The 23,335-nt window shown below is 67.6% G+C and carries 20 protein-coding genes; 10 read left to right on the forward strand and 10 right to left on the reverse strand.

The features are described from left to right. Nucleotides 1–5: 5 nt before the first annotated feature. From APZ21_RS07255 to APZ21_RS07270, 4 genes are all read right to left on the reverse strand, one after another. A complete protein-coding gene (locus APZ21_RS07255; RefSeq protein ID WP_054812456.1) occupies nt 6–1,061 on the reverse strand; it encodes an NADH-quinone oxidoreductase subunit B family protein in 1,056 nt (351 codons plus the stop codon). Nucleotides 1,062–1,117: 56 nt separating this feature from the next. Further along, nucleotides 1,118–1,975: a hydrogenase nickel incorporation protein HypB gene (hypB, locus tag APZ21_RS07260; RefSeq protein ID WP_054812457.1), complete on the reverse strand. Its 858-nt coding sequence runs from the start codon at nt 1,973–1,975 to the stop codon at nt 1,118–1,120. Then, nucleotides 1,936–2,310, reverse strand: a complete 375-nt coding sequence (locus APZ21_RS07265) for a hydrogenase maturation nickel metallochaperone HypA/HybF (RefSeq protein WP_054812458.1) — start codon at nt 2,308–2,310, stop codon at nt 1,936–1,938. The genes hypB and APZ21_RS07265 overlap by 40 nt, the downstream gene beginning before the upstream one ends. A gap of 229 nt (nt 2,311–2,539) precedes the next feature. After that, a complete protein-coding gene (locus APZ21_RS07270; protein WP_082392907.1) occupies nt 2,540–3,988 on the reverse strand; it encodes a wax ester/triacylglycerol synthase domain-containing protein in 1,449 nt (482 codons plus the stop codon). Between the two features lie 285 nt (nt 3,989–4,273). Here APZ21_RS07270 and APZ21_RS07275 point away from each other — a divergent pair, with 285 nt between their 5' ends. Together APZ21_RS07275 and APZ21_RS07280 are read left to right on the forward strand one after the other, a co-directional pair. Next, the gene (locus APZ21_RS07275; protein WP_156370844.1) at nt 4,274–4,948 is read left to right on the forward strand and encodes a HEAT repeat domain-containing protein; all 675 of its coding nucleotides are present in this window, start codon (nt 4,274–4,276) and stop codon (nt 4,946–4,948) included. Beyond that, nucleotides 4,942–5,979 carry a HEAT repeat domain-containing protein gene (locus tag APZ21_RS07280; RefSeq protein ID WP_054812460.1) on the forward strand — a complete coding sequence of 346 codons (1,038 nt, stop codon included), beginning with the start codon at nt 4,942–4,944 and terminating at the stop codon, nt 5,977–5,979. Before APZ21_RS07275 ends, APZ21_RS07280 begins: the two co-directional genes overlap by 7 nt. 21 nt (nt 5,980–6,000) lie before the next feature. Here APZ21_RS07280 and APZ21_RS07285 read toward each other — a convergent pair whose 3' ends face one another. Next, nucleotides 6,001–6,534: a cation diffusion facilitator family transporter gene (locus APZ21_RS07285; RefSeq protein WP_156370809.1), complete on the reverse strand. Its 534-nt coding sequence runs from the start codon at nt 6,532–6,534 to the stop codon at nt 6,001–6,003. Nucleotides 6,535–6,572: 38 nt separating this feature from the next. Beyond that, nucleotides 6,573–7,217, reverse strand: coding sequence for a PAS and ANTAR domain-containing protein (locus tag APZ21_RS07290; RefSeq protein ID WP_054812462.1), 645 nt, complete (start codon nt 7,215–7,217; stop codon nt 6,573–6,575). Between the two features lie 385 nt (nt 7,218–7,602). Between APZ21_RS07290 and APZ21_RS07295 the strand changes: the two genes are divergently transcribed. The 3 genes from APZ21_RS07295 to APZ21_RS33795 all read left to right on the forward strand — a co-directional run bounded on the left by APZ21_RS07295 (nt 7,603) and on the right by APZ21_RS33795 (nt 8,665). Continuing rightward, complete coding sequence (locus APZ21_RS07295) at nt 7,603–7,824, forward strand: hypothetical protein (protein ID WP_054812463.1); 222 nt, start codon at nt 7,603–7,605, stop codon at nt 7,822–7,824. A 200-nt stretch (nt 7,825–8,024) separates the two neighbouring features. After that, on the forward strand, nt 8,025–8,528 hold the full coding sequence (locus APZ21_RS07300; RefSeq protein WP_054812464.1) for an SRPBCC family protein: 504 nt from the start codon (nt 8,025–8,027) through the stop codon (nt 8,526–8,528). Beyond that, the gene (locus tag APZ21_RS33795; RefSeq protein ID WP_156370811.1) at nt 8,525–8,665 is read left to right on the forward strand and encodes a hypothetical protein; all 141 of its coding nucleotides are present in this window, start codon (nt 8,525–8,527) and stop codon (nt 8,663–8,665) included. The genes APZ21_RS07300 and APZ21_RS33795 overlap by 4 nt, the downstream gene beginning before the upstream one ends. Here APZ21_RS33795 and APZ21_RS07305 read toward each other — a convergent pair. After that, entirely contained in the window at nt 8,619–11,858 is a 3,240-nt protein-coding gene (locus APZ21_RS07305; protein ID WP_054812465.1) for an acetyl-CoA carboxylase family protein, read from the reverse strand. The genes APZ21_RS33795 and APZ21_RS07305 overlap by 47 nt on opposite strands. A 50-nt stretch (nt 11,859–11,908) precedes the next feature. On the opposite strand from APZ21_RS07305, the gene APZ21_RS07310 reads away from it, so the two are divergent. Both APZ21_RS07310 and APZ21_RS07315 read left to right on the forward strand, forming a co-directional pair. Next, nucleotides 11,909–12,526: a TetR/AcrR family transcriptional regulator gene (locus APZ21_RS07310; RefSeq protein WP_162240313.1), complete on the forward strand. Its 618-nt coding sequence runs from the start codon at nt 11,909–11,911 to the stop codon at nt 12,524–12,526. A gap of 399 nt (nt 12,527–12,925) precedes the next feature. After that, nucleotides 12,926–13,333, forward strand: a complete 408-nt coding sequence (locus APZ21_RS07315; protein WP_054812467.1) for a YybH family protein — start codon at nt 12,926–12,928, stop codon at nt 13,331–13,333. Between the two features lie 202 nt (nt 13,334–13,535). On the opposite strand, the gene APZ21_RS07320 is transcribed toward APZ21_RS07315, so the two are convergent. Then, nucleotides 13,536–14,921, reverse strand: a complete 1,386-nt coding sequence (locus tag APZ21_RS07320; RefSeq protein ID WP_204249056.1) for a phenylacetate--CoA ligase family protein — start codon at nt 14,919–14,921, stop codon at nt 13,536–13,538. Nucleotides 14,922–15,311: 390 nt separating this feature from the next. Here APZ21_RS07320 and APZ21_RS35010 point away from each other — a divergent pair, with 390 nt between their 5' ends. Next, nucleotides 15,312–15,485 carry a hypothetical protein gene (locus APZ21_RS35010; RefSeq protein ID WP_169812063.1) on the forward strand — a complete coding sequence of 58 codons (174 nt, stop codon included), beginning with the start codon at nt 15,312–15,314 and terminating at the stop codon, nt 15,483–15,485. A 533-nt stretch (nt 15,486–16,018) separates the two neighbouring features. Continuing rightward, on the forward strand, nt 16,019–17,965 hold the full coding sequence (locus APZ21_RS07330; protein WP_054812470.1) for an acyl-CoA dehydrogenase family protein: 1,947 nt from the start codon (nt 16,019–16,021) through the stop codon (nt 17,963–17,965). Nucleotides 17,966–18,056: 91 nt separating this feature from the next. On the opposite strand, the gene ligA is transcribed toward APZ21_RS07330, so the two are convergent. After that, entirely contained in the window at nt 18,057–20,048 is a 1,992-nt protein-coding gene (gene ligA, locus APZ21_RS07335) for an NAD-dependent DNA ligase LigA (protein WP_082392908.1), read from the reverse strand. A gap of 268 nt (nt 20,049–20,316) precedes the next feature. Here ligA and APZ21_RS07340 point away from each other — a divergent pair, with 268 nt between their 5' ends. Further along, nucleotides 20,317–20,925, forward strand: coding sequence for an HAD family hydrolase (locus tag APZ21_RS07340; RefSeq protein ID WP_054812472.1), 609 nt, complete (start codon nt 20,317–20,319; stop codon nt 20,923–20,925). A 2-nt stretch (nt 20,926–20,927) separates the two neighbouring features. On the opposite strand, the gene APZ21_RS07345 is transcribed toward APZ21_RS07340, so the two are convergent. Then, complete coding sequence (locus APZ21_RS07345) at nt 20,928–23,237, reverse strand: ATP-binding cassette domain-containing protein (protein ID WP_054812591.1); 2,310 nt, start codon at nt 23,235–23,237, stop codon at nt 20,928–20,930. Nucleotides 23,238–23,335: the final 98 nt, after the last annotated feature.

Here is a 23,335-nt window from a genome sequence, read left to right on the forward strand (position 1 = left end):
TCCTCCTACCAGGTTCGAGTCGCGCCGGATTCCAGCCGCTCGCCCTTGTGCCGCCAACGCGGCTCCTTGTCGACGGTGCGCCCGGTGATGTGCCGCAGACTGCGGATCACCGAACCGTAGAGACCGGACGCGGTGGACGAGAGTTTCCCGCCCGGCGGCTCGTCCATGAACGGCATGAACTTGTCCGGGAATCCGGGCATGGTGCATCCGATGCAGATGCCGCCGACATTCGGGCAACCGCCGACGCCGTTGATCCAGCCGCGCTTGGGCACATTGCATTTCACGACCGGACCCCAACAGCCCAGTTTCACAATGCATTTCGGTGACCCGTACTCGGTGGCGAAATCGCCTTCCTCGTAGTAGCCCGCCCGGTCGCAGCCTTCGTGAACGGTCGCGCCGAACAGCCATTTCGGCCGCAGCGATTCGTCCAGGGGAATCATCGGCGCCTGTCCGGTCGCCATATAGAGCAGATAGGTGAGAGTTTCGGACAGGTTGTCCGGGTGGATCGGGCACCCGGGCACGCAGACGATCGGAATCCCCGCCTTACTGCGCCATTCCCAGCCGAGATAGTCCGGGACGCCCATCGCGCCGGTGGGATTGCCCGCCATCGCGTGTATACCGCCGTAGGTGGCGCAGGTGCCGACGGCGACGACCGCGGTCGCCTTGGGCGTCAAGCGGTCCAGCCAGGCGCTCGTGGTCATCGGCTGTCCGGTCGCCGGATCGTTGCCGAATCCGCACCAATACCCCTCTTCATGGAGTTTCTCATTGGGAATCGAACCCTCGACGACGAGGACGAAGGGTTCGAGTTCACCGCGATCGGCTTTGAAGAACCATTCGAGGAAGTCGTCGGCTCCCCCGGTCGGGCCGCATTCGAAATCGATGAGCGGCCAGTGGACAGCGATTTTCGGTAGTCCGGGGAGCGCGCCCAGTGCGATCTCCTCGATACTCGGCTGGGTGGCCGCCGTCAGCGCCACCGAGTCACCGTCGCAACTGAGGCCCGCGTTGATCCAGAGCACGTGGATCAAGGTGTCTTCGGCCTTTACTGCTTCCTGTGTGGGCATAACAGCCACTTCCTGAAGCCGGAATTGTCACCGCATGTGATACTGATCACGTCAGTTTAAGTCTGGCGCGAAAGATCATCAATAGCTGTCGACTTGCTTGCCCGCCGTTCTCGGCGCAGCCAGTCGTACCAGAGGGATAGTCCCGCACCCGTTACCGCCGAGACCGGAATGATCTCGATACCGGGATTCACCGAATCGGCATACTCCCGGAACCGCAGTGGATTGAAATCGACATACGGCAGCAGATCGGTCTTGTTGATCAGCACCAATCGCGCGGCGGCGAACATGTGCGGGTATTTCAGCGGTTTGTCGTCGCCCTCGGTCACCGAGATCACCACGACCTTGCCGCGCTCGCCCAGATCGAACAGTGCCGGACAGACCAGATTTCCGACATTCTCGATCAGGAGCAGGGTGGCGGGCTCGGGCATGAGCGCGTCGAGGGCACGGCCCATCATCTCGGCATCCAGGTGGCACCCCGCGCCGGTGTTCACCTGCACCACCGGCCGTCCGGTCGCACGGATGCGCTCCGCGTCGAGCACCGTCTCCTGATCGCCCTCGATGACCGCGATCGGGATCTCGGCCAGGTCGCGGATCGTGCGCTCGAGCAGCGTGGTCTTACCCGCACCCGGCGAACTGGTGATATTGAGTGCCAGAATGTTCGAGCGCTCCAGCCGATTGCGGATATGCCGGGCCGCTTCGTCGTTCTTGGCGAGCACCTTCTGCTCCAAGGAGACCGTCTCGGTCGCCTGGTGTGCGTGCTCGTGATCGTGCGGATGCACATGGTCGTGCCCGCCGTCATGTTCATGACCGTCGTGCTGATGGGCGCCGTGCTGATGGGCGCCGTGTTCGTGCGGGCGGTCACCGGAGATCGTGATCACCGCGGTGTCGTTTCCGCATCCACAGGTTGCGCACACGCTGTACTCACCTCCATCGATCGGATTCGGAGATCGAGCCCCGACACCACCGCGACGTCGGCGCTGCCGCAGTGCCGGCACAACACGATGAGATCGGTCAGCGGACTGTCCGCGCCACAGCCGCGGCAGTGCGCCGAGCCCGGCAATTCCACGATGTCGAGTCGGGCGCCGTCGGCCACGGTGCCCTCCGCGGCGAGATCGAAACAGAAGCGCATGGCATCGGGAACCACCGCGCACAACATGCCCACCTCTACGGTCACGCTGTGCACCGTCCGCCCCGCCGCGTGCTCGCATACCGCGTCGACGACACTCTGGGTGATAGCCATTTCGTGCATCACGGTTCTCGGTTCGTCGGGGGACCCCGGTGTCGACGCTACTCCCGGGCAACCATCTCCCGTCGCCACTTCGCCAGACTCGACCGCCGACCGGCCGCGCGCCGATGGCCGCACACGCGTGGGCATCGGCATCGGCACAGTCGGCGGCCGAGCGCTCGGTCACCTCGGCCGCCGACCGGCGTGATCACAGCCGCGTCAGCGTCGCGTCGCTCACCGTACGGTTGCTGCTCTATCTCGAGAGCCGGTCGGAGCCGCGCACCGATCGACCGCCCGCCGAGGCATCGACCTCGCCGGTCCCGGGACGCGCGTGCTGGACGTCGGCGAGGGCGAGCACCCTGTCGAAGCCCTCGGCGAAACTCTCGCTCAACAGTCCCACGTCGGGAATAGCGGCGGTGTCCGCGTTGATCGCGAGGCAGCAGGCGTCGACATGAGAGGTCAGCGTCACGTTGACGGCCGTGCCGATGGTCGGACCGAACGCGTACATGCGGTCGATCCGCGCACCGGCGAGATAGAGCGGAACCGGCGATCCGGGCACGTTCGACGCGACGAAGTCGACATGCTCCAACATGCGGGTGACCGGCCCGACCGGCAACCGGTTGAGGGCGGCCGCGAGAGCGTTGGAGAACGGAATCGCAGGTTCCCGGCGCCACGCGCCGATGACCTCGTGCAGGGCGCGGACCAGGTCACCGGTTTCGGGTATGTCGGCAGGCAGCGCGAAACGAGTCAGGGTGATCTTGTTTCCGCCGAGCGGGTCCTCCGGCCTGCGCAGACTCATCGGCATGGTCACGCGCAGGCGGTCGACCCGCGCCCCGTGCCTGCGGTGATAGGTGCGCAGTCCGATGATGACGGCGGCGAGGAAGACGTCGTTCATCGTGACCCCGACGCTGCGGGCGGCCCGGTGCAGCGGCTCGACGGGCACGTCGAGTACCGCCAGTTCACGGCAGGTGCTCCGCGCGGTCATCACCGGCGAGAGTGTGTCGGTGATCGGACGGACCATGCGGACCATCGAGGCGATCAGCGCGGAACCGTCCCGCACGGTGCGCACCGGATGCGCGACGGTATTCCACACCATCCCCGGTGTGGCCGTCACGCCCGCCCGGAGTAGGTCCGCGCCGACGACCAAGTTCCACAACGCGATATCGCGCAGCGGCCCGCCGCCGTCGGTCCGCGGCGGCGGCGGATGGGTTCGCTCGGTACCCGCCCGGTCCAGGTCGAGGATCTCGCCGGCGATCCGTATGCCGCCGATGCCGTCGGTGAGGCTGTGGTGCAGCGTCAGGACCAAGGCGCTCGCATCGTTCTCCAGGCCGCTCAGCAGGGTCGTCCGCCAGAGCGGGCGGATCGGGTCGAAGGCGGTCATGGCCTCGGTGCGGGCGAATTCGAGGACCGCCGACAGGTTCGAGGAGCGCGGCAGCGCCGCGTGACGCACGTGCCAGTGCAAATCGAAATGCGGATCGGCTTCCCACCGCGGCGGGGTGAGACCGAACGGCACGCCGACCAACCGGTCGCGCAATTTCGGCACGACCCGAGTGCCGCGATCGATCGTGCGCACCAGACGATCCCAGTCGGGGTCGACGTCGAGCAACAGCACCGTGACGATCGTCGAACGTAGGGCCGGGTCACGCTCCATGTTCCAGGAGAACAGGTCGGACTGGGACAGATGAGTTTGCCTGCGGTCCATCGTTCGGCTCCCTTCGTGCCCGCTGCCACAGGGTGTTCTGGTGCGCGTCGCGGGCGGGGCTCGACAATGCGACCCGGCCTCGCGGGTGCGTGACAGGCGTAGCGAACAGTCTCCCCGCATCCCGATGGCAACACAGGATGGAGAAGACCTCGATCCGGGTGTCATTCGTCATCTGCGCATTCGCACCGTGTGCCGTCACCGGCGCGGCGGCCGAGGGGCGCGGGACGGCGGCGCTTGACCTTGACATCGTGACAAGGTCTTCACTTGGCGCAGGAGGTGAGCACCATCGATTCGACACACAGCGATTCATCCGACGCTCGCTCGCGTGACGCGTTGGCCGCGGCGGACGCCTCGACTCGGCTGCGGGCCGCATTGGCGATCGGCACCCGGGCCGATCCCGATCTCATCGACGCGCTCTTGGCACGATGCGCGATCGAACCGGACTTCTTCGTGCGCGACATGCTCACGTGGGCCCTCGTCCGTATGCCCGCGAGGCTCACCGTGCCCGGACTCCGCGCGGAGCTTCGTTCCGACCTGCCCCAGGCCCGCAGTCAGGCACTGCATACCTTGTCCAAGATCGGTGACCGCGGGGTATGGCCCGCGATCAGCCGTGCGCTGCTGTGCGATGCCGACGACGATGTCGCGCGAAGCGCGTGGCGGGCCGCCGTCATCCTCGTGCCCGATGACGACAGGAGGGCGCTGGCCGAGGAACTGGCCACCCAACTCGGTCGCGGCGACCGGGAGATGCGGCTGAGTCTGAGCCGGGCGCTCGTCGCATTGGCGGACGTTTCCGTCCCGGTCATACGGGCCGCGACGGCCAGTGACGACGAGGCGGTGCGCGCGCACGCGTCGGCCACCGAGCGGCTCCTGCTCGACCCGGACGCCGAATTCGAATCGGCCGTCGCGGCGGCGAGACGTGTCGCCGCGCTCGGCCCGCGGGCGGAGCGGTCGGCGTGCTGATCGGTGACGTGGCACGGCATTCGGGTGTGAGCGCCCGAATGCTGCGTCACTACGACGCGATCGGCCTGGTGCGGCCGACGGGCCGGACCGTCGCGGGCTACCGTGAGTACTCCACCGAGGACATTCGCCGGATATTCCACGTGGAGAGTCTGCGTTCACTCGGGTTGTCGCTGCGTCAGGTCGCCCGCGCGCTCGAGGATCCGGCGTTCACACCGTCCGCGCTGATCGGTGACCTCATCCGGCGAACCGAAGAGCGGATCGAGCGCGAACAGGAGCTCCTGGAGCGGCTCCGGGCCGTCCGCGCGTCGGCGTCCTCGGAGTGGCAGAGCGCGCTGCGCATCACCGAACTCCTGCGCGGGCTCAATTCCTCCGATCCAGCGCGCCGCCAGCAGACGGTGTTGACACCCGTCGAGGACGTGCCGGTGCCCACCGATCTGCTGGCCGCGGCGATCCTGAGCGAATCCGATCCGAATGTGGCGGGCGCCTTGCGCTGGGCACTGGCAAGGTCAGGCGCCGAGGGCGTCGCGAGCGTGCGCGCGGGACTGCGTTCCGACGACGTCACGGTACGGCGACGCGCGGTCTCGGCGATCGCCGAGATTCCCGGCGACGAGGCCGCCGCGGCACTGTCCGACGCACTCGGCGACCCCGACGCGACCGTGCGCGCGCACGCCGCGTTGGCCTGCGGTGCCTACGGCGCGATCACGGCCGCACCGCTGCTCGTCGCGATGGTGGTCGACGGGGTCAACGACGTCGAGGCCGCCGAGGTACTGGGAGCGCTTGCGCTGGATCCCGATCACGCCGACCGGATCATGACCGCGCTCGTCGACGAGCTCGCCGCGCCTGACGCGAACCCCGCGGCACGGTTACGGGTGACCCAAGCGCTCGCCGAATTGCCGGGAACTCTGGCGCTGGACGTCGTCCGGGATCTGGCACACGACAGCGACCGAACCGTCGCTCTCACCGCGTCGTCGCTCGTACCGGTCATCACCGGGCGCACGGGCGACGGTCTCTCCGACGCGGCGGCTCGGTGACGGTGTATCGCTGTATCGCGTTCAGACGGCTTCGGCGACGGTGAGGACGGCGTCGGCGATGAAGGGGTCGCTTTCCAGTTCCCGCTCGAGTTCACGGAGTCTGACCGCGACACCGGATTCCGCCGGGTCGCCGACCAGGTCGACGCTCGCGACGAGGAAGAGTTTTCGGGGCCCGACGTATTCCAGTCGGACGAATCGCACCGACGCCACCGCGGGCATGCGCTCGATTCGGGCGATGGCGGCGGCGCGCAGTTCCGGCGAGCCGGGTTCGCCGGTCAGGAATCGCCGGCTTCGATCGATCAGCACCACCGCGATCGTGCCGAGTAGCAGGCCCACCAGTATCGACCCGAATGCGTCCCAGACCGCGGACCCGGTGAGCTGGTGCAGACCCATACCCGCGCCCGCGACCAGGGCGACAAGCGAGTGTTCGACGCGCTGCCTCGAGCACTTCGCGCGTCTTCGCATTCGCTGCCGCGTCGACGTGGTCTGCCCGGTGGCGTGTGTGCGAATCCGCCACCTCGGATTCACCAGCGCGATCTCGTACGCGCCCGCCACGACCACCGCCGCCGATCGGGTGACCGACCGCGCCCACCCTACTCGTGCACGGTGAGCAGCAGGTGGTCGAATCTGGTTCGAACCTGCGCCGTCGCGCCCTCGAGGTGACTCAGGGCGGCGACCAGTTTCTCGGCCAGCACCCGCACCCGGACATTGGTATCCTGGGACCGCCACACCAGCAGACTGAACGCCTGGTCGGCGCCGATACCGTAGGCCAGCATCAACGCCCCTTTGGCCTGCTCGATGGCCGCGCGCGCCGCGACCAGCTCCGGCAACTGTTCGTCCACGACGATGGCCTGTTCGGCCGCGATGGTGTCGGTGACGTCGATGTAGTAGCCGGTGGTGCCGACGAGGGCGCCGTCGGGGTCGTGGAGTTGGTCGCCGACGACGAGGACGTGGCGGGTGGCGCCGCTCGTGTCGATGATGCGATGGCGGCTGCTGAAGGGCAGACCGGTCTCCACGACGCGGCTCAGCGTGTCGGCGACCTCGGCACGGTCGTCGGGATGCTTGTGCGTCAGCAACAGCCGAGTGGTCGGTTCCACTTGACCGGGAGCGTAGCCGTGCAGGGCGGCGACTTCGTCGGACCACTGCCACCGTTGGTCGGCGAACCAGAACCAGAACTTCCCGGTGCGCCGTGAGAAGCCGCCCTTCGCAGCCGGATTCGTCGCCTCATAATCGAACACCGAGGAATTATTGCGACTGGATGACGATCGCGCAGCCGCAGGGCAACCGGTCACCGACCGAATCACACAGACCCCCCCGCCGGGGGCGCAGGCTACGGCGCCGGACGCTGACCAGGTGATTTCATTGACGTGTCGGGTCGACGCACCGTATCGGACATCGGCCGAATCCACGGCAACTCTTCGCTATTCGGCTCCTCGGCCCGGATAACAGTTCGCTCAATGTACTGACACCGGCGCGGCGTGCTGCGATGCTCGAATCCTGGCCCATCGATGTGAGCTCGCGAACGCGAAGTCGCTCGAAACGGCACAGAAGGGCCACATGTGCCGCTGATCGAACTGCTTGACGGCGAAAGAACGAAGTCAGGTCGAGTGAGAGGCGGAATCCGTGAACGACGATGCGACCGTGTATCGAGTCCAGTTCTCTTCGAGTTCCGCGCGAATCGGCGATCTCGCGCAGTCCGTATTCGCGCACCGACTGAAGTTGGTCGGCGCCATGATCATCCACGGGAACTTTCCGAGTCCGGTCACCATCGGCGCGACGCGGCGGGCCGCCGCCCGCATCGCCGAACTGCCGTTCGTCGGCGGAGTCGACGCGATCTCCGACTGATCCCGGTGCCGCCGTGCGGGCTCGGCGGGTCCGAGAATCCCCGGTGACACCACCGAGACTCACTCGAGTCCGCGCCGCCGCCGTGCCCGCGGCGCGGACGGCATCCCCGCCTCTCGCACGGATACCGAGTTTGGGCCCGCGGGTCGGGGGTAGGACGCGCGGCGAAGCCCGATCCCCACCATCGAGGAGGTGCAGGACCCATGTCAACGGAAGCCGACGGCAACGACGGAGCCGTGGAAGTCGCCATCACCGTGCAGGCCTCGCCCGAGGACGTATTCGACGTGCTGTCCGACGGCTGGCTCTACCCGCTGTGGGTCGTCGGAGCCTCCCACATGCGCGAGGTCGACGACACCTGGCCCCATCCGGGCGCGCGCCTGCACCACAGCGTCGGACCGTGGCCGTTCACCCTGAACGACACCACAGAGGTCATCGACATCGACGCACCGCGATCACTGGAACTGCACGCGCGGTCCTGGCCGGTCGGCGCGGCCTGGATACGCATCGACGTGCGGCCGGACCCGCTCGACAGCACCGAGATCCGGCTGTCGGAGAAGGTCAGCGCGGGACCGGGACGGGTGCTGCCCACCGCCGTCCAGGGGCTGCCGCTGATTCCGCGCAATCGCGAGTCCTTGAAGCGGCTCGCCGACCTGGTGCACGGCCGATCGCGGCGGACGCACGATTCGGGCTCGAGGAGCAACCCATGAGTTATCTCGACAAGGTGATGTCCACGCTGACCGGGGCCATCGAGAAGGTGATCCCCTCCGGCGACGGCGACGGCATCGCCCAGACCGTGATCAGCGCAGGGTTCGCAGCCAACGGCGAGTGTCGGCGGGGTCGATGACGTCGTCGAGTTCGAGCACGGTGGCGGCGGTGAGCGCCTTTCCGTGTGCGTAGGCGGCGGCCACCAGGTTGTCGAAGGCCGCCGCACGCTGGTCCGTATCCTCGATCGCGGCCAGTTCTTTCGCGAACCCGAGCCGCACGGCGCCTTCGAGACCCATACCGCCGATCTCGCCGGTCGGCCACGCGATGACGAAACGGGGAGCGCGGAACGACCCGGCCGCCATGGCCTGTGCGCCGAGTCCATAGCCCTTGCGCAGGATGACCGTGCCCCACGGGACCGTCATGGCCGCCGCGTCGATGAACAGACGGCTGAACTTGGTTACCGTGGCCTGTTTCTCGGCCTCCGGTCCGACCATGAAACCCGGTGTGTCGCAGAGGGAGACGATCGGCAATCGATGCGCGTCGCACATGCGGAGGAACACGCTCAACTTGTCGGCGGCGGGAGCGTCGATGGCGCCGCCGAGGTGGTGGCAGTCGTTGGCGATCAGACCGAAGGGGCGGCCCTCGATCCGCACCAGCGCGGTCACGATGCCGATACCCCAGTCCCGGCGCAGCTCGAGCACCGAACCGAGATCGGCGACCGATTCGATGGCGGCGCGAATATCGAAGGCGCGCAGGCGGTCTTCGGGCACCACGTGCCGGGCCACCCGGGGGTCGGGCGCGGTCCAGCCGTCCACCGGCCCCTGGAAGTAGCCGAGACAGCGGCGGGCGATATCGACGGCCTCGGCCTCGTCGGCGGCCACGATGTGCACGACGCCGTTGCGGCGCTGGACCTCGACGGGGCCGATGTCCTCCGGGCGGTAGACCCCGAGCCCGCCGCCCTCGATCATGGCCGGACCGCCCATGCCGATATTCGCCTCCGGCGTCGCGATCACCACGTCGCACATGCCGAGCAGTGCGGCATTGCCCGCGAAACAGCGTCCCGAGACGATGCCGATGAGCGGGACCCGGCCCGAGAGCGCGCCCATGGCGCGGAAGGTGGTGACATCGAGTCCGGAGATGCCGGGATGGTCGGTGTCACCGGGACGCCCGCCGCCGCCTTCGGTGAAGAACACGACCGGAAGTCGCTGTTCGTGCGCCATCTCCAGCATGCGGTCGGTCTTGAGGTGATTGCGCATACCCTGGGTGCCCGCCAGGACGCTGTAGTCGTAGGACAGGACCACCGCGCGACTCGCGTCGGGGCCGAACCGTTCGGCGTTCACCGTGGCAACGCCGGCGACGAGCCCGTCGGCGGGGGTGTTGGCGATCAGATCGTCCAATCCGCGGCGCGCACGCTGCGCGGCGACCGCGAGCCCGCCGTATTCGACGAAGCTGTCCGCATCCACCAGATCGGCGATGTTCTCCCGTGCCGTGCGGCGGCCGAGGCGGTGGCGTCTGGCGACGGCGTCGGTGCGGGCCGGATCGAGAGTGCCCGCATGTCGGTCGCGCACCTCGGCGAGGTCGGGACGGATCGCGTCGAGGTCGACGGCGGTCGAATCGGCTTCGGCGCTGTCGAATTCGGCGGGCTCCCAGATCAGCAGCGGCGCGTGCGGGTCGACGGTGTCACCGGGCGCGACCAGATGCCGCACGATCCGCAACGACTCCGCCGAGCGCACCACGTGCTGCATCTTCATCGCCTCGAGCACCGCGACCTCGGCCCCCGCAGCGACGAGCGTGCCCGGCGCGGCGAGCGTGACCACGGTGGCGCCCATCGGGGAGCGCTCGGCGCGTTCGTGCTCGGCGAGCGCGGGGTCGGCCGTCGGGCCGGACCCGCTGTGCCCGGCGGCGGTGCCGCCGAGATCCGCCGCGGCGTTGCCGCCGAGATCGGCCGCCGCGGCCAGCAGTTCGGTGAATCGCGACTCGAACCACGAGGTGGTGATCGCGGGCATGTCGGACCGGTCGGCGGATTCGGACAGTTCGGCGAGTATCGCGCGGAGCAGGTGCAGGTTGGTGTCGACGCCGGTGACGACGGTTTCGGCAAGCGCGTCCGAACATCGGCGCAGCGCGGCGCGATGCGTTGGGCCCGCGGCGACGATCTTCGCCAGCAGCGAGTCGAAGGCGGTACCTTGACGCATACCCGGATGGGCGGCGGTGTCGACCCGCACGCCGGCGCCGGTGGGCGCGGCGAATTGGGTGAGAATGCCGCCGGCGGGCAGCACTTCCCCACCGGCGGTGAGGATTTCGGCATTGACTCGGGCCTGCACCGCGCAGCGGCGCGGCGCGGGCGCGGGCTGATCGTCGTCGGCGCCGGTGAGCCCGAGTTCGGTGAGGTTGCGTCCCCGCGCCAGACCGAATTGCAGGCCGACCAGATCCAGTCCGGTGACCTCCTCGGTGACGGTGTGCTCGACCTGCAATCGTGGATTGACCTCGAGGAACCAGGCATTCTCGCCGCTGACCAGGAATTCCACCGTGACCACGCCCCGGCATCGCACCGATTCCGCGACGGCCACCGCGTCGCGGTGCAATCGCTCGCGCACCGACTCGCTCAGCGCAGGCGCGGGCGCGATCTCGACCAGTTTCTGATGTCGGCGCTGCACACTGCAATCGCGGTCGCCCACCGCGAGCGCATTGCGGCCGTCCGCCACGATCTGCACCTCGATATGTCGGGCGGCGGGTACCAGGGCCTCGGCGTAGACGGTGTCATCGCCGAATCCGGCCAGCGCCTCGGCGCGGCAACGGTCGTAGGCGGCCCGCAGTTCGGCCGGGTCGCGGACCACGCGCATACCGCGCCCGCCGCCACCGGCCGCGGCCTTGACCATCACGCCGTCGGGATAACGCCCGAGCAGTGCCGCGATCTCCTCGAAATCGCCGCCCGCCGCGGTCGCGGGCAAGACGGGTGCGCCCGCCAGTTTGGCAGCGGCTCGTGCGGCGATCTTGTCACCGAACACCCGCAGCACATCGGGCGCCGGACCGACGAAGACCAGCTCCGCGGCCGCGCACCCGGCCGCCAGATCCGCGCTCTCGCTGAGGAATCCGTATCCTGGATGGACCAGGGTGCCGACGCCCGCCTTCCGCGCCGCGGCCACCACCGCGGTCACGTCCAGATAGGCCGCGGCGCCGCGGCCGGGTAGCTGCACGGTGTCGTCGGCGAGCCGCAGATGCGCGGCGTCCGGTTCGTCGTCGGTGTGGACGGCCAGGGTCTCGTAACCGTATTCGCGCGCTGCCCGGAGCACCCGGACCGCGATCTCTCCTCGGTTCACCACTGCGACACGCATACCCCGAAGTCTCGTTGACATTGACGTCAACGTCAACCACGATGGGCTTCGTGACCCACTCCACCTGGGCGGTCCGCGGCGCGCGCGAACGGTCGCAGACCGACCGATATCGCGCACTGCTCGACGCGGCGGCTCGCGTCTTCGCCGAGCGCGGCTACTCGAACACCACTGTCGCCGCCATCACCGCCGAGGCCGGCGTCTCCCGGGCCACGTTGTATGTGTACTTCGCCTCCAAGGAAGAGATCTTCCACGCCCTCGCCACCCGCGTGCGCGACGATTTCCTCACCGCCCAGGAACCCGATGTCGAGCCCGACGAACCGCGAACCATGTTGCGCACAACCATAGAATCCTTCGCCGCCGCCATCCGCGCCGCCGGACCGTTACTGCGCCTGATCGAGGAACGCGGCGCCGTCGACCCGCGCCTGGCCCCCCTCGCGGAAGAGATCGCGCAACGCCCGATCCGCCGCTTCACCCGCTATCTCGAACGCCAACTCGACCTCGGCACCGTCACGGCGGTGGTTCCCCCGCGCATCGTCGCCGAAGCCGTCGGTTACACCCTCACGCGGGGCAGCCTCGACCGCCTCTGCGACGCCCCCGCCGTATTCGCCGAATACGTCGGCCAGATCCAAACCCTCGCCGAATCCCTCCTCGGCCTGCGGCGACAGTAACCCGACGGCGGGGTCCGGGCTCGCCCGCCGGCGCGGCCCGCCTCCGGCATGCGCCCGGCGGTTGTCCGATGACGAGTGAGAGCGCGGCGATGCCTGTCGAGCGACCACGAAGACGACGCGGAACACTCGCGCGCAGAAGCATTCTCGCGACGATCCGGGACGGGTGGGGCCCGGTCGGCTCGGGTCTTCCGAGCTCACCCGGCCCCTGCGCCCGAATCGACCTTTCGCGGAACCGCTTCCCGCGCACGCCCCTGCGATTCGGCGGCGGCACCCCTCTGCGGTGGAATCCGCTTTTCGCAGATACTTCCCATTGCGTGATCGAGCGGTTTTCGGCAGTCTCTTCGGAAAGCTTCGGTCCGCCGTCGGCTCGGCGACCGCAGACGAAAGGGGACAGCCTGTATGTCGGATGATGAGAAACAGATCAGGATCCTGATCGAACGCTGGGCTGCCGCCGTGCACGCGGGCGATATCGACGGCACGATCGCGAACCACAGCGACGATATCGTGATGTTCGATGTGCCGCCGCCGCACGAGGGCGTCCGCGGTGTCGACGCCTACCGCGCGGTGTGGCCCGCGTTCTTCGAATGGCAGGCAACGGGAGCGACCTTCGACATAGTCTCCCTCGAGGTGGAGGTCGGCGGCGACGTCGCTTTCGCCCACGCCCTGCTCCTGTGCGGGACCGCGGAGGATTTCGCCCGCGACCCGTCGCAGCGGCTGCGCCTGAGCTTCGGTCTGCGCCGCGAACAGGGTCGCTGGGTGATCGCCCACGAGCACCATTCATTCCCGCAGGAGCTCGCTCGGGGCTGACGACGCGGCGCGTCAGCGCGCGATGCGAATCGGCACGGCCTGCAACGAAGTCCGGAATGCGTTCGCCCGCAACCGTTCCCGTCGATCGACGGGAACGGGCAGTGACTGCATTCGCAGTTCCACGTGAATCACCGCCGCGCGGTGTCCGATCCGTCGCCCGGGACGGCAACGTCGCGTCCGCACACCGGAATCGAGGATCGACTCACCGGGTGTAACGATGCTTCACACCGATCGGGAAGTACTCGGGATCGCCGGCCGGGCGCAGTTCGACATCGGGCAGATGCCGGTCGACCGGAACGTAGTTCGCGTACTCGCTGTTGCGCCGGACCAATTCGTCACGAATGGCCGCCGCCACGGTCCGTGCCCGCTCCGCGTTCCCGCTCTGGTCGGGGCAGAGTTCCACCGTCACGCGCAGGCGTCTGTCGTGTTCGGCGTCCTCCCCCGCCTCCAGGACGAATTTGCCGGTCACCCACGCGCTGATCGGGTCGCGCTCGAGACCGATCGTCACCGTCTCGGGAAACACATTCGCGCCGAAGATGGAAACCGCGTGGAGTGCGCGGCCGAAAACATAGACGAATGGCAGGTCCGGCCCGGGAGCGGGCTCGAATCCGGCGGCGCGGCAGCGCTCGATCACGGTCTCGTACGCCAGCACACCACCGTCGTCGGCGATGTGGTACCGGACGAGCGGCACACCGGAATCCGCGGTGAATACCAATGTGCCGTCGACGGTTTCGAAGAACCGATCCTCGGGATCGTATTGCAGCAGGGTGGGCAGCCGCTCGCTGCCGAACACATCGCGCGCGAGCACGGGGCGCTCGGCCAGGAACCGCCGCACGCTCACGCTCAGCGGTGTCTCATTGCCGAGTATGCCCGCGTCGGCGGTGCCGTAGAGGGCGGCGATATCGCGCACGGGATCGGCTCCCGTGCGCGCCGCCATGAGGTCGCGCCAGTGTTCGCTGATGACCTCACCGGCCAATACCATCTTCACCGCCAGACGTGACCAGTCCACCCCCTCGCGTGCGCCGGAGTCGATGACGTCCTTGAGGAATGGCGGATAGCCGAAAAGCGCCACCTGATCGAAGAATTCGCCGAGTTCGGGGACCACGCGCAGGATTTCGGTCTTGTTGTTGCCCGGGGCGATGACGGTCGCCGGGAATTCGGCGGTGAGGCGACGCAGGCAGTTGAGCGTGAAGATTCCGCCGACCCAGGTGCCGAGCGGAAAGCACACCACGGCGAGGGTACGCCGCTGCTCGGCGGCGAAACCGTCACGAAGCACCTGACGCAACCGCGCGGTCGCGGCGGTCTCGTCCTCGGTCGCGCGCGGCCAATAGGTCGGTATGCCCGTCGAGCCGGAGGAAACCGCGATCACGTCGCATCCGGTGAGTTGTCCGTCGCGGCAGCGCTGCGGCAGCGGATAGCGGCGGTGGTAATTGTCCTTGGTAACCAGCGGCAGGCTCGCGAACTTCGCGGCGTCGACGATCCCCGCCGGGTCGATCCCGCGCTCGTCCAGGAAGGCCCGGTAGGCGGGCACCGTCTCGGCGGTGCGGCGCACGAATGCGAGCAGGCGGGAGTTCGGGTCCGATGCCATGCGCGGCGGCCTTTCTGTCGGGTGGATCGCGGGCGTGCGCCGCGCCTGAAGGGTAGCGACCACGTCGCCCGTCATGTCTGCTTCGCCTCTGGCGAGACCGGCTTCGCGAGGACCGATGATTCCGGCACGGTGACGTGCCGATGGTCATGGTTACCGAGACGTCACGGCGAACCGAAAGTTCCGCGGGAGCGGCGGCGGCCCCGCGTTGCGAACGTCACGTACGGATACGGAACATGTCTCGTGTAACGGCGCGAATTCCGTCTTGTAATGGCGATGAGACGTCCTCCGCCCGGACTTGATCTTTTCATGTCTGGAGTCTCGCCTGTTCACAGCGAACACTGAGTAGCGCAAGTTTTCCAGGAAGTAGCTGATTCGAACGAAGGATTCCCGATGTCTACCAAACTCAAGAGAGCGGCCGCCGTAACCGCCATTACCCTGTCCCTCGGCACCATAGCCGCACCGATGGCCTCTGCCGCCACACCCTCGTCCAACCTCCCGGGGGTGAATCAGACCGGATCGGTGACTATCTGCGTGCCATTCGGCAGCGTCGTCTTCTGTTTCTGAGCACCGGTCCAAACCACGTCAGAACCCTCCGGCGACGTGAGGTGCGGGGGCCTCGCTCGCCGGGCCGCTACTTTTCGACTCTCACCGATAGTCGACCATTCTCCGGCGGCGGGTTCGTCCTTGCCCGGGTAGGGGTGAGAGCCCAGTCCGCGCCGTGATATCCCTTTCGTCGGCCAACGCGATCGGACCTGCGTGTTCGAGTTCGCGGAATATCTGCCAGATCCATGCCGCTCCGGTGTCGTGCACGCTGCCGGGCAACGCTTCCGATGCCCGGGTCATGTCACCCTCACATTTCGCGAAGACCTGCACATTCATGCCGCGGTGGCGGTGTCCGCCGAGCGGAACGGGCGGTCCGCGGCGACTCGGTCCTTGTGCGTCGAGGATCAGGTAGTTGTGTCCGGCCGATTCCGCCGGGATTCGTCCCACCACTTGCATTTCGTGAGCAGGAGCAGTTCCGCACCGGTGTGCTGTACCGCCGAGTAACATAGCCCTTGCGCCCGACTGTGATCGTCGTCACTATTCGAGGAGGGCTTATGTCCATTGCCGGGAAAGTCGATGCCACCGAGGAACAGGCCCGCCAGCTGGTCGAGGAATCTCGCGAGACCACCTGGTCCAAACCGTCCTTCGCCAAGGAGTTGTTCCTCGGCCGCTTCCGGGTGGACCTGATCCATCCGTTTCCGCGGCCAAGTACGGAAGACACCGCCAAGACCGACGCTTATCTGATTCGGCTCCGGGCCTATTGCGAAACCCTCGACGGCAGCGTGATCGAGGCGCAGGACCGCATACCGGACGAATACGTGCGCGGCCTCGCCGAACTCGGTTGCTTCGGCCTGAAGATTCCCGAGGAATACGGCGGACAGGGCCTTTCCCAGGTCGGCTACAACAAGGCTCTGATGCTCGTCGGCTCGGTGCACCCGAGTTTGGGCGCGCTGCTGTCCGCGCACCAGTCGATCGGCGTCCCGGAACCGCTGAAATTGGCGGGCACCCCGGAGCAGAAGCGCAGATTCCTACCGCGTTGCGCACAAGGCGCGATAAGCGCGTTCCTACTCACCGAGCCCGATGTCGGCTCCGACCCGGCCCGGATGGCCACCACCGCGACCCCCACCGCCGACGGCGAAGCCTACGAGCTCAACGGCGTCAAACTGTGGACCACCAACGGCGTGGTCGCGGAACTGCTGGTGGTGATGGCACGGGTGCCGAAGAGCGACGGGCGCCGCGGCGGGATCTCCGCCTTCGTCGTCGAAGCCGACAGCGAAGGCGTCACGGTAGAGCGGCGCAATTCGTTCATGGGCCTGCGCGGCCTCGAGAACGGCGTGACCCGCATGCACAACGTCCGCGTACCCCGGCAGAATCTGATCGGCCGCGAAGGCGACGGGTTGAAGATCGCGCTCACCACGCTCAATGCCGGTCGCCTCGCGATTCCGGCGCTGTGCAGCGCGGCGGCCAAGTGGTCGCTGAAGATCGCACGCGAATGGAGTTCCGTGCGCGTGCAGTGGGGACGACCGGTCGGCGAGCACGCCGCGGTGGCGGCCAAAGTGGCCTATATCGCGGCGACGACCTACGCCTTGGACGCGGTGCTCGACCTCTCGGCGACCATGTGCGACGAGAACCGCAACGACATCCGTATCGAGGCGGCACTCGCCAAACTGTGGGCTTCGGAGATGGGCTGCCGGATCTCCGACGAACTCGTGCAGATTCGTGGCGGTCGCGGATACGAGACGGCGGCGTCGCTGCGGGCGCGGGGAGAACGTGCAGTCGGCGCCGAGCAGTTGGTCCGCGATCTGCGGATCAACCGGATCTTCGAAGGCTCGAGTGAGATCATGCGACTGCTCATCGCCCGCGAGATGGCCGACGCGCATATGGCGGCCGCCGGAGCACTCGTCGACCGGCACGCGGAGTTCAAGGAGAAGGTCAAGGCGGCGGTGGGCGCAAGCGGCTTCTACGCGAAATGGTTCCCGCAGCTGGCCGTCGGATCCGGCGCAGTGCCGGCCGCGTTCAGTGAATTCGGGCCGCTGGCGCAACATATGCGTTTCGTCGAGCGGATGGCCCGCAAACAGGCCCGCGCACTGATGTACGGAATGGCGCGCTGGCAAGCGAAGCTCGAGTATCGACAAGTGTTCCTGGGTCGCCTCGTCGATATCGGCGCGGAACTTTTCGCGATGTCGGCGGCCTGCGTACGGGCGCAGGCCGAGCGCGCCGACGGCGCGCCGGAAGGGAAGGCCGCCCAGGAACTGGCCGATGTTTTCTGCCGTCAGGCGCGAATTCGGGTGCGCGGGCTGTTCGACTCGTTGTGGGACAACACCGACGACGAGGACACGCGCGCGGCCCACGACGTGCTCGACGGTCGCTTCCGGTGGCTTGAGGAGGGCGTGATCGACCAGAGCGAGGGCACCGGTCCGTGGATCGCCGAGTGGCGGGTGGGCCCTTCCACCGAGGAGAACCTGCTGCGGCCGTGGTCGCAGGCGCGGGTCGGCAAGTGACCGAATGTGACGACTTCGCGCCTGCGGGCCCCTCCCTCCCATGACAATTGAAATCCGCCGACAACACCACCAATTGCGTCCGGCGCCTTGATCAGACGATCTTGGCGGTGATCAGCAGGTTCCAGACTTCGCCTTGGTCGACGACCTCGACGCCGAGCTTCTCCGCCTTGGCCAGCTTGCTGTCACCGACCCCGGCGCCCGTGATGAGCATGTCGGTGTTCGCCGAGACCGAGGACGCCGCCGTGGCGCCCGCTTTCTCGCACAGGCGCTGGAATGTCGGGCGCGCCACCTTCTCCCCGGAGCGCGGGTCGCTGATCGCGCCGGTGATCACCACGGTCTTGCCTTCCAGCGGCGCACCCGCGGCGATCACCGGGGGAAGGTCTTCCTCGCGCACGTCCAGTGACACACCCGCCGCACGCAACCGCTCCAGCTCCGGGCGCAGACGAGTGAGGTGCTCGACCAGGGAGGCGGCGACCTTGGGTCCGATATCCTCCACCGCCACGAGGCGTTGCTCACCCGCGTCGGCGACTTCTTCCAGCGAGCCGAAGCCCGCGCGTGCCAGGCGGGCGGCCGTGCCGTCGGAGGCCATCGGGATCGCCAGGCCGATCAGCGCACGCCGCAATCCGACCCCGCGACTGGCATCGATGGAGTCGATCATGCGCGCGGCCGAGACCTCGCCGATGCGGTCGAACTCGAGCAGACGCTCGTTGGTCAAGGTATAGAAATCCGACGGGCACTCCAGAATGCCCGCCTCGGCGAGACGCTCGATCCACACCGGGCCGATGGCATCGATGTCGGCCGCCGCCCGCGACGCCCAGTGGATGAGCCTGCGCACCGTCTGCGCGGGACAGGAGACGTTGGTGCAGAACAATTCTCGGCTGTTGCCCTGCTCGGTCACCGGCTGGGCGCACGACGGACAGGCGGTAGGCGCCACGATATCGAGTTCCTCGCCCGTGCGTGCGGCGGCGTCGAGCACGCCCGCCACGAACGGGATCACATCACCCGCGCGGCGCACCAACACGGTGTCACCGACCTTGATGTCACGGGCGCGGATCACCTCCTGGTTGGCCAGCGTCGCCTTCGTCACCGTCGTGCCGCCCACGAACACCGGTTCCAGCCACGCCACCGGGACGATCTTGCCGGTCTTGCCGACATCCCAGATCACCTCGCGCAGCAGCGTGGTCTTCTCCTCGGCGGCGAACTTGAACGCCAGCGCGCCCCGTGGCGAGTTCGACCTGGTCCCGGCCGCCGCGTAGGCGTCACGGTCGGCCAACCGCAGCACCGCGCCGTCGAGGTCGTAGTCCAGCTCGTCACGGCCTCGCTCGATGGCGGTGATCGCCGCCCGCGCTTGCTCGGCATCTGCGCACAGCCGCATCTGCGCACCCGCGACGCCCACCGCCCGCAGCCCCTCCTCCAAGCCGACCGCGGCGCCACCGTCGGAGGTGTCCAGGTCGAATCCGAAGAACCGCAACCGGCGTTCGGCGACCGTTGCCGGGTCCTTCGCCCGCAGCGTGCCCGCCGCGGCATTGCGCGGATTGATCAGCGGCTTGTCCGCATGGGCGGTGTTGTATGCGAGGAAGGTCGACCGCAGCATCACCGCCTCACCTCGCACCTCCACCCGCCCCGGCACATCGATCCGGTCGGGAACGCCGTCCACCAATGCCCGCACCAGCATGGTCACGTCGTCACCGGTGGTGCCGTCACCGCGGGTCACCGCACGCGCGAATCGTCCATCCTCGAAGACCAGGGCCAGTGACAACCCGTCGAGCTTTGGCATCACCACCACCGACTGCCCCGGAAAACGTTCGAAGAACGCCGTCACCTGCTCGGGCTTGGTCGCCTTCTCCAATGACAGCATCGGACGCGAATGCCGAACCGGGGCGTGCAGCTCCGCGGGCGCACCGACCTGCTCCAACGGATTCGGATCCGGCGCCAGATCCGGGCGCGCGGCGATCAGCTCAGCCAATTCGTCCTCGATCGCGTCGTACTCGGCGTCGGCGACCAGTGGCGAGCCCCGGTAGTAGGCGTCGCGCAACGCCACGATGCGGTCCGCGAGCTCTCGGATACGTTCCCCAGTTTCCACGGCCAAGACGCTACCCACCCCCACCGACACCCACATGCGTAGACGCGCGGGCCGTACGGTCGGCCCGCACTTCCGGCTCGCGGTAGTCCGATCGGATTCCACGCCGGTGACGTACCGTCGTCGCGGTCGGGTACGTCGGCGGCAAGGCGGTGGTCCCGACAGCACCTCACGGGCCACCGTCCTCGAACAACTCCGTGTGGCGCCGCGATCGGGCGGGGTGAATCCGGCGCGATATGTGTGTCGCGGGAAACGGGGATAGGGTCGATCGGTGACGTTCACGGTGGGTTTCGACCTGGATATGACGCTGATCGATTCGCGGCCCGGTGTCGCGAGGGCGATAGACCTGGTCGGCGCCGAATTCGGATTACCCCTGGACGGGCAGAAGTTCGCGGCCCGGCTCGGACCGCCGTTGGTGAATCTGCTCACCGAGGTCGGCGTGCCCACCGACCTGATTCCGGCACTGGTGGCCCGCTATCGCGAACTGTATCCCTCGATCGTGCCGGAGATCGCGCCGATGGCGGGGGCCGAGGCAGCGCTGGAGGCCGTACACGATCGCGGCGGGCAGGTGCTGGTGGTCACGGGAAAACACCAGCCGCACGCGCAATTGCACGTCGACGCGCTGGGCTGGAAGGTCGATCGACTCGTGGGGGATGTGTGGTCGGCGGGTAAGGCGGACGCCCTGCGTGCGCACGGGGCGTCGGTCTTCGTCGGTGACCACGCTGGCGATATGGTCGGCGCCCGCGCGGCCGAGGTTGTCGCGGTCGGCGTGGTCACCGGACCGTGCGATGCCGAGCAACTGCGGGAGGCCGGCGCGGATGTGGTCCTCGCCGACCTCCTCGGATTCCCGCGCTGGCTGGCCGACGCGGGACCGCGCTGAATTCAGCTCGCCTTGTAGCGGCGCAGATACTCCCCGGTCAGCGATGTCGGATGGTCGAGCAGCGCGGCGGGCGTTCCGGTGAACACGATTTCGCCGCCGTCGCGTCCGCCGTCGGGGCCGAGATCGATGACCCAGTCCGAATGAGCGACGACATCCAGGTTGTGTTCGATGACGATCACCGTGTTGCCGCGATCGACGAGCGTGTCCAACAGGGCGAGCAGGGTGTCGACATCGGACATGTGCAGTCCGGTGGTCGGCTCGTCCAGCACGTAAACCGTTCCGGTGTTCTGCAATTGGGTCGCGAGCTTGATGCGCTGGCGTTCGCCGCCGGACAGGGTGCTCATGGCCTGGCCGAGGCTCAGATAATCCAATCCGACCTCGTTCATGGTGCGCAGTTTCGTGTTCAGCGCCTTCTCGGTGAAGAATTCCAGCGCCTCTTCGGCCGACATGGCCAGCACCTCGGCAATGGATCTGCCGCGCAGTCGGTGTTCGAGGACAGCGTCGGAGAAACGGCGCCCGTCGCAGGCATCGCAGTGCGTGGTCACCGGGTCCATGTACGCGACCTCGGTGATGATCACGCCGCGTCCTTCGCACTGGGCGCACGCTCCGTCGGAATTGAAGCTGAACAATCCCGGCGATTGCCCCGTCGCCTTGGCGAAGAGTTTGCGAATGGGGTCCATGAGCCCCAGATAGGTGGCGGGCGTGGACCGTGACGACGCCGCGATGGCCGACTGATCGACGAAGATCACCTCGGGATGTCTGCGCACGAACACATCCCGGATCAGACTGCTCTTTCCCGACCCGGCGACACCGGTGACCGAGGTGAGCACGCCCGTCGGAATGCCCACGCTCACGTCCCGGAGATTGTGCACGTCGGCGTGTTCGATACGCATCTCCCCCGTCGCCACGCGGAAGGAATCCTTCACCCGGAACGTCCGCCGCAGACCCGCGCCGGTCGGGGTATCGGCGGCGCGCAGATCGGCGAAGCTGCCCTGGAACACGATCTCGCCACCGTGCATCCCCGCGCGCGGACCGACGTCGATGACGTGGTCGGCGATGCCGATGACATCGGGATCGTGTTCGACCACCAGGACCGTGTTGCCCTTGTCGCGCAATGCCCGCAACAGTGTGTTGAGCCTGCCCACATCTCGCGGGTGCAGACCGACGCTCGGTTCGTCGAAGATGTAGGTCAGTCCGACCAGTGTGCTGGACAGGTGTTTGATCATTTTCAGGCGCTGGCCTTCGCCGCCGGAGAGGGTCGAGGTCGCACGGTCCAGACTGAGATACCCGAGTCCGATATCGGCGACTCGCCGCAGGGCGACGCGTATGGCGTCGGTCAGATTGAGCGCGGCCGGGTCGGTGATCTCGTCGAGCACCGCGATCAGGTCGGTGATCTGGAGTGCGGACCAGTCCGCGATATTGCGTTCACCGATCTTCGTGGCCAGCGCCGCCGCATTGAGTCGCGCGCCCCGGCAGCTCGCGCAGATCCCTTCGGTAAGGAATTGCTGCATCTGCTCGCGGGTCTTCGCGCTGAGCGTCGAGGTGTCCCGTCGCAGGCGGGTGCGTGTGAATTTCGCGGCCAGACCCTCGTAGTCGGCCTTCCAGGTGCCCTTGGCGAAGGTCAGTTCGACCTTGCCGCCGGAGCCGTGGAGCAAATCGTGGAATTCCTCGTCGGTGTAATCGCGCAGTTTCTTGTCGGGGTCGAAGCGACCCGAGCGGCCGTAGAGTTGCCATTCGCCGCCGCCGGGGGCGTAGCCGGGCAGCAGGATAGCGCCTTCGTTGAGCGAGCGGTCGCGATCCACCAGCCGGTCGGGATCGGCGCGCACGGTGACGCCGAGACCGTCGCAGTCCGGGCACATACCCTGCGGGACATTGAACGAATAGTTGTAGACGAATCCCGCCGAGGGCGTTCCGAAGCGCGCGAAGATCGCCCGCACCATCGAATAGATATCGGTCATGGTGCCTACCGTGGAACGCGGTCCGCCGCCCACGGGCTGCTGATCGATGACGACCGGCGCGTTGAGTCCTTCGATGGCCTCCGCGTGCGGGCGTTCGTAACGCGGCAGGAAATTCAGGACGAAGGCCGGGAAGGTGGCGTAGAGCTGGCGCTGGGATTCCACGGCGATGGTGTCGAAGACGATGGAGGACTTCCCGGACCCGGACACCCCGGTGAATACGGTGATCTTGTTCTTGGGGATCTCGAGCGAGACATTGCGCAAATTGTGTTCGCGAGCGCCGAGCACCCGGATCACCTGATCCTCGGTCACCGTGGTGGAGTCGGTGCGGCCGAGGACGGAATCGGAGGTAGACATACCGGCCACCATGCCAGGTCCGACCGACAGAATGCCCGATATAATGTGACGTAAATCACATTTAATGACCTCTGGCTGGCGGTGCGGCTCGTTGCAGC

The organism is Nocardia arizonensis, assembly GCF_001310275.1.
Lineage (GTDB): Bacteria > Actinomycetota > Actinomycetes > Mycobacteriales > Mycobacteriaceae > Nocardia > Nocardia arizonensis.